The following is a 7037-nucleotide window of genomic DNA, read 5'->3' as shown; positions in this document are numbered from 1 at the left end:
AATCCCAGCCAGTACTTTTTGACAACTGTTTTGCGCAGCTGTTGTGATTTCATCTTTATTAACTACTTCATTATTTATAACCGGTGTTTTAGAATATACCTTATCACAAATCTTTGACATCAATTCCGATAACTGGGCCTTACGGTGAAGTCTCTGCTTTTCACCTAAATAATAAAAACTCACCTGCTTATTTTCAGGTCTGGTATATCCCTGCAAAAATTCCTTTAAAATGGCGTACAAATCCTCATACACTAAGTCGTATTCATTATATAGAACTGGATCACCAATAGCCTGTTCCCGCAGAACATTTACAGCATAAAGCTCAATGATTTTATCTTTTATATCTATGCTTTCTTTTGGTAATACAAAGATAAATCTCTTAGTATTCCTAGTAGATTTTTCGATTATACTGCGCACTTCTGCCAACTCTTCCTCAGAATCAGTGAGTAAAGCGTATATGACGCCATCAGCTTTAATTTCTTCGCTTTTTATTTCCCAGTTAACCTCTGGCGTGATTTCATTGGCATGAATAAATTCAACCACAAAGAACCGCGTCATTTCCTTCTCGTCATTATAACGGGCTGGATACATGTAGCGGTCATAATTCATCATATTTAATATTTCTTTGATATCTGCATGGGCATGTGCCTCTTTTGTATCAGCTATCTTGGCATAAATATTCACTCCAGAGGACTGCTTAATACACAAATACCCGTTACTCCGTTTCAAATAAATAACATATTCCTTGGCAATCAATTCCTCGATAGCCTGATTTATTTCATCCGGATTATAATCTAATTCTAAAATGTGCTGTATTTCTTCTTTAACTGGACGCAAATTATCATATTGCTCAAGCATATAAATTGTCGCCAAAATCTTGATAATTTTACCCTGTAACTCATTTTCTGAGACCTTATTCAAGATGTTTTTGGCTAATTCATAGTTTTTATAAATGGTTCCAGTATGGACTTCCTTTTCCATCAATGGTTGGAAATAATCAAAAATATAATCCGGCGTGATTAATGAAAAATTATCTTGGCCGTTATTTTTTAGATAATCCAACAGGGTAAAATGGCTATCTGCGGACAAAAAGGTAAACAATGTTCGTTCATTCTGGGCAACCTTTTCTGATAATCTCGGCAAAATAAACAAAGACGCCGGATGCAAAGGATAAGCCCCCAGCAATACTTCCATACAAGAATCAACAGGAACATCATTAAACATGTCATGTGATTCATACTGCTTTTCCAAGGTGGCAATTTTATCCTTGTTTTCATTGGAAAAATATGACCACATTACTTTGTCCTTTTGAATTACGGTATCAATAATTCCGTAAGTTTGTACATATTCATCACTAAAATTAATATGCTTAAACCGTTCAGATACACCACGCCAACCATCGGTTTTCTGCTTTGGCAGTTGGTCAATGTAATTAGCTATCTCCTTATGAGAAATAAGCAATAAATGAAGCTGTTCGTTGCCACTACGATTGCATTTTTCTGCAAAATCCTGCAACAGCTTGGTATCGCTTACAGTAGCAACTTTTATATTAGATTCCAGATATTTACTAAATTCATCATATACAACATAAATGCCAGTATAGCCCTTTGACTTAATACTTTTAATTACACTTTCATATAGTTCCACCACATCGAAGCCCAGAAACGGATTAAACGTACTGCCAGCTGTCAAAGAAGGATATAAGTCTTGAAATTCATTGTAAGCCGTTATATCAAAGGAACGAAGACGATCCACAAATTTTTTTGAGTTTTCTGATAATTTTTCTATGAAAGCTTTGTAGGTGTCAGGAAATTCTTCGTGCCACATATCAATACAACGAATTGCCGCCTGATAGTTAGTCTCCGGCATAACATCCAGCAAATCCTCATCCCGCAGTGTACGCTCCAAGGCAACTAAAAAGGCCTGAACTAAACTACTACTGCTGCCAGTCACAACTACTGGTAGCAGTTTTTTATCTGTCCCGTAATATTCGTCAACTAAATTTTTTAATTCTTGCCGTTCCATAAATTTAGGCAATAAGTGCATAAATATATTAATGTCTTTTTTCATAAGTAAAGACAGGGTGGTAAGAACCATGTGAGATTTTCCCTTACCATAGGGTCCAATAAGAACTCTTGCACGTTCAGTGGCGTTATCCCTGACAGATTTTAAAATATCTTCCATAAAATCTAATGCGGCATTAGTAGGAATATAATTTTTAATTTTATCAACGTTTTGCAGGTCATAACCCAAATTAACAGAGTTCTGAAACCCCGCCGCAATACTTATCATTTCTTTCATAATTCACCTGTTACGCTGCTTTAATATCCTGATAATACTGCTCTATACACTCTAAAGCAGTTTTGTCTGTTTGTATTCTTATAACATCTAATCCAGCTGTCCTAATAATCTTAACTGCGCCTAAGTTTTCAATGCGACGTAAAGTGTCCAACAGCAAGGTCATATCCATATTAAATGCCCGTCCTATGCTACCTTCACCATTCAGAAGCTTTAAAATTTCAATTTCTTTTTCATTTTGATGGGCCTGTAAAATAATTGCCAATGCTATCAAGGCGGGTAACATAGCCGATGATGGCATATTTTTCCGATATAATTTCCGTTCTTTACTGGCAATATCCATTAAACCCAGCTCCCCTAATGGGCAGGATATATTATTTTCAGGAGAAATATAACGACTGCTGGTCTTATATCTTGGTAGGTAAGTATTAACAATACAATTAAAATCGTCCTGGTAGGACCGTTCGGCCGCAGCAGCCGAAGCATCCTCCATCAACACATAATTTTTTAAGCTTTGCACAAAATCATCTCTGGTAAATTCCTTCATTTTAAACACATAGAAAAAGTAATACCAGGCAGTGGCATCATCCTTATTTTTAGCCAAATGCCACTGCAGCAATGCTAATGTTCCCTGTTCTTCCAAATAACGATCTTCACGGTAAATAATCTCGCCAATTTCAGTAAAGGACTGAACTCTCTTGCCACTCCTGGGTTCTTTAGTAAGACCGGTAGCCTGCATCCAATAACGCAAAGCCTTCACCATGTTAGAGCCAATCCCCAATACATCCATAGGTTTATCTTCTTTATTTACAAATACATCCGGACTTTTATCAACATTTTTCATGCCCTTGCTGAGCCAGCCCTTACGAATAAAAAACGTCTCATGTCCCCTAAATTTCATCTTTATAATCCTCACAAACTTACTTAGTTCTCAAATACTTGTCCATAGTACAGCCCCCTGCCAAGAACTTGGCATTCATACACTTTCTACAATGAACACACTTGACTTCATCAATGTAGTAGCTATCTCCCATAATGGATATTGCACCTGTTCTACACAAGGACTCACATTTCAGGCACCGACGACAAGCATTAAATTTGCGAATTTGATAACCTACCATCCGCTGTATAGCATCATGGTCCTTAACATTCATGGTTTTAACCTTTACGGCATATTCATAACTATCCTGCGTAAAAGGTTGAATGGACAATATAGGTACGTTAGTTGCACTATCCAACACAATGGTTTCTTGAAGCAGCTTTTGTCCTAATTCCGGTGCTATACGTCCAAATGGCACAAACATATTTATAAGTTCGTCACTATACGGACGGAACAGCTTATATATTTTGGAATTCTCCTCCGCCGTACAATTTGTAAATTGCAACTTCACGGACTTGGCTGCTGAAAGGCCGTTGCCGCCTTGTCGAGCCTTCCATTTTCCAGACTCAACGTATACCTCAGGATCAGGCTTACCAATTTTTCTGGCAAAACCTATAAGAAATTCTTTCCACATGGCATATTTATCAGGCATATAGATACTGGACAAAAACTGTGCCCGACTATTGTTATTAGGACAGCACCAGCACCCTACCCGGTCATAACCCAATCGATACGCATCATTAAAGTCTATATCCTCTGCAAATATATACAGCCATACCTCCAAATCTTTCCAGTTAAAAATCGGAGCTGCTACAGTTTGTTGCTGAATTTTCACCGATTCAGAATTTTTCTCCACTCGGTTATACTTACTACGGCTTACCGACTCATAACGACGAATTCCATAAAATGTCAGTATCTGCTGATTACGAAATAGATTACTAATTACACGGGTAATCGGTCCAGTCTTAAACATAGAACAGCACCATCGCATCAGGCGGGCCGGTGGGCCAATTTCGGCGCACATATCCATAAAATTCTGCTCTTTGTTCTCAGCCACCTGGAATATAGCTTGGGGATTATTTTGACGAAATCGCTTGGCATATTCCACCGTCATAGGAAATTCCAATGTTGTATTACCAAAAATATGCACCAAACATGGATTAGAAAGTGCCTTAGTCACTATGTCGGCGGTCACAGTGGAATCCTTGCCACCAGAAAAAGACAGAACAATATTCTCTTGAGGATATTTATTTGCCTCACTGCGAATAAAGTTGTGAGCTTCCTCAACTATAGCGGCCAGATGCTGTTTATTGGCTTTTACAAACTTTTTTATATGTTCTTTAAAGGGTTCTTCTCTATTTTCAAACTGATATTTTTGCAACTCCTGACGTAACTTTGTAGCATCCTGCCTTTTGTACAATGCCATAGTTACAGACTTAGACTTTCCATCAATATAGATACGACTATTGCTGGCCCAAACTGACTTATCTGCTAAACTGTTGGGCTCCATATTCCACATTATTTCCAGCAGTAATCGTTCCTGAGGAAAAACTGGACGCAAATCAGCAGACAAATATCTAATGCGGCTATGGCATAACGGACAGCTAGCCTTATCTATATTGCTTATCTTACGCATAATTGGTGTCTTGCAATGTTCACACCAATATACTTCCACTGGTACCTCTGCATCAGTCTGTCGTCCACAAACTGGGCACTTATCATCCAAGGTTTCTATTTTACAATCTTTGCACCACATCGAACTATACCCTTTAATAACGAATTCCGTTATATATTATATATAAAGAAAAGTGACAGCTAACCAGAACATCATGCTTAACATTCTTTTGTTAAAGACCGTCACTCTAAATAACATTTACTTTATTATTTTATAACCAATTCCGTTATTTTTCAATGTATAACAGTATACTTATCTCATTCTCCGTTAATATGTCGGTTGGGTTATCTATTTTCGGTATAATATCCATTGAGGTGGTAACCAACATGGATATTGGCTATAAAATTAGGAAACGGCGAAAAGAGCTAGACCTGACACAAGTCGAGCTTGGGCAAAAAGTACATAAATCATCGCAGGTGATTTCCAATTGGGAACGGGGATATACCACTGGTATTGTTTCAGAAGACCTGCATGAACTGTCCATGGCTTTATCCGTTCCGATAGATTACTTTATTCCTACCAATAATGCTACCACCACGCATCAAGATACACCACCAGACCAGCGCCTTGAAGCCATTATCCGCGTATATCCTACCCTGGATGAAAAATCCAAGGACATCATCGATGCCATCATAAAACTAAATACAAACCCACAAAAATAAGGCCTTTGCCCACCGTAGGATCAATCCCGCAGCACTGCAAAAGCCTCTTTTAATACAACACTTATCCCCTCGAAATCGAGGGGGTTAAACTTAATATCATACGTATTTCCTTGTTATGAATGCCGATTACGTGTATAATAAAAGTAGGGAATTCCTACTTTTAAAAAAGGGGGGTAAGGATTTATGTCTACCACTGCATTTGTAAACGATTCCAAGGTTATGTCAAAAGGACAAGTTACCATTCCAAAAAATGTTCGTACTGCATTGGGTATCAATACTGGTGACCGGGTAACTTTTATAGTTGATGGTTCTAATGTTCGGGTCGTTAATTCTGCTGTTTATGCCTTAATGAAGTTTCAGGAGCAAATGAAAGGTGCCGCCAAAGATGCTGGAATTTTATCAGAAGAAGATGTTGCAAACTGGATAACAGCATCTCGTCGTGAGGAAGAAAAATAATGAAAGTTATGATAGATACCAATATTTTTATATCCGCTGCCTTATTCCCTAATGGTAGAGCGGCAGCAGCTTTTCAAAAGGCCCTTATTTTCCCATGGGAACCTGTTGCATGTGATTATGTCATTGAAGAGCTTCATCGTAAATTTCAAGAAAAATTTCCAACCAAGATTGCCGACCTTGATATTTTCCTGTCTTCTGCTCTATCCGTAATCGAGGTGGTCACTACACCAAAAACCATTCACTCTAAGGAACCCCTTGTGCGCGATAAAAAAGATCAACCTATTTTGAGAGCTGCTATTTCAGCAAAAGTAGATTACTTGCTTACAGGGGACAAAGATTTTCTTGAAGCTGATCTTGATAATCCACATATAATAAGCGTTGCAAATTTTCTTTTGCTATAAGTATATTCAGAAATAATGCACAAAAATAAGGCCTTTGCCCACCGTAGGATCAAACCCGCGGCACCGCAAAAGCCTTTTTATATTTTCTTTCACTTGTCAAACCGTTCTTGTAACCGTTTCACACTAGCAGAATTGGAAATAGATTTCAGCTGAGATACGGCTATATCATGCAATTTTTGAAGTCTTTCTCGCTGTGGCAATCCAACTTTTATAAATTCTGCATTAAGCATTTCAAGATTAGCTAAGATTATAAGCTGGGGGAGATTGGCCGAATCACGGATATTACCTTTTTCCTTAGGATGCTTATCTCGCCAATCTTTAGCAGTCATTCCGAAAAGAGCAACATTAATAAGGTCTGCCTCATTTGCATAGGTATAATTAACATATCTAGCAGGAAGATTTTCATTTATAAGATAATCCTTGATTGCGTCTGTATGAACCTTGTAGTTAGTTTTAGCAATTTCTCTGCGTGCTGACCAATCAAGGGAGAGATGGTCACTCTCGGCCTGTTTTAACCGCTGATAATCCTTAATTATATATAATTCAAATTCTGGAGATAACCAAGCTGCAAATTTAAATGCTATATCACTGTGGGCATATGTACCACCATAACGACCTGATTTGGATACTATACCTATAGCATTTGTTGAACTACTCCATTTTTG

At 37.9% G+C, this 7037-nt stretch carries 6 protein-coding genes and 1 pseudogene; 3 read left to right on the top strand and 4 right to left on the bottom strand.

What is annotated here, in order from left to right; translation table 11 throughout:
• The 3 genes and pseudogenes from Q0Y54_RS10655 to Q0Y54_RS10645 form a co-directional block, all read right to left on the bottom strand.
• Nucleotides 1-2301, bottom strand: a pseudogene (locus Q0Y54_RS10655) (restriction endonuclease subunit S); the annotation flags it as partial.
• 10 nt (nt 2302-2311) lie between these two features.
• A complete protein-coding gene (locus Q0Y54_RS10650; protein ID WP_297967541.1) occupies nt 2312-3199 on the bottom strand; it encodes a DUF4007 family protein in 888 nt (295 codons plus the stop codon).
• Between the two features lie 19 nt (nt 3200-3218).
• Nucleotides 3219-4751, bottom strand: coding sequence for a phosphoadenosine phosphosulfate reductase family protein (locus Q0Y54_RS10645; protein ID WP_297967538.1), 1533 nt, complete (start codon nt 4749-4751; stop codon nt 3219-3221).
• A gap of 428 nt (nt 4752-5179) precedes the next feature.
• On the opposite strand from Q0Y54_RS10645, the gene Q0Y54_RS10640 reads away from it, so the two are divergent.
• From Q0Y54_RS10640 to Q0Y54_RS10630, 3 genes are all read left to right on the top strand, one after another.
• Nucleotides 5180-5515, top strand: a complete 336-nt coding sequence (locus tag Q0Y54_RS10640; RefSeq protein WP_297967535.1) for a helix-turn-helix domain-containing protein — start codon at nt 5180-5182, stop codon at nt 5513-5515.
• 183 nt (nt 5516-5698) lie between these two features.
• Nucleotides 5699-5971: an AbrB/MazE/SpoVT family DNA-binding domain-containing protein gene (locus Q0Y54_RS10635; RefSeq protein ID WP_297967532.1), complete on the top strand. Its 273-nt coding sequence runs from the start codon at nt 5699-5701 to the stop codon at nt 5969-5971.
• Nucleotides 5971-6372: a putative toxin-antitoxin system toxin component, PIN family gene (locus Q0Y54_RS10630; protein WP_297967530.1), complete on the top strand. Its 402-nt coding sequence runs from the start codon at nt 5971-5973 to the stop codon at nt 6370-6372. Before Q0Y54_RS10635 ends, Q0Y54_RS10630 begins: the two co-directional genes overlap by 1 nt.
• 89 nt (nt 6373-6461) lie before the next feature.
• Here Q0Y54_RS10630 and Q0Y54_RS10625 read toward each other — a convergent pair.
• Nucleotides 6462-7037 (bottom strand): KilA-N domain-containing protein (locus tag Q0Y54_RS10625; RefSeq protein WP_297967528.1); only part of this gene is annotated, 576 nt, incomplete at its 5' end.

Origin of the sequence: uncultured Anaerovibrio sp. (assembly GCF_947302755.1) — a bacterium.
Classification (GTDB): domain Bacteria; phylum Bacillota; class Negativicutes; order Selenomonadales; family Selenomonadaceae; genus Anaerovibrio.
Note: the sequence above shows the minus strand (reverse complement) of the source record. Positions and strands in the feature narration are given on the sequence as shown.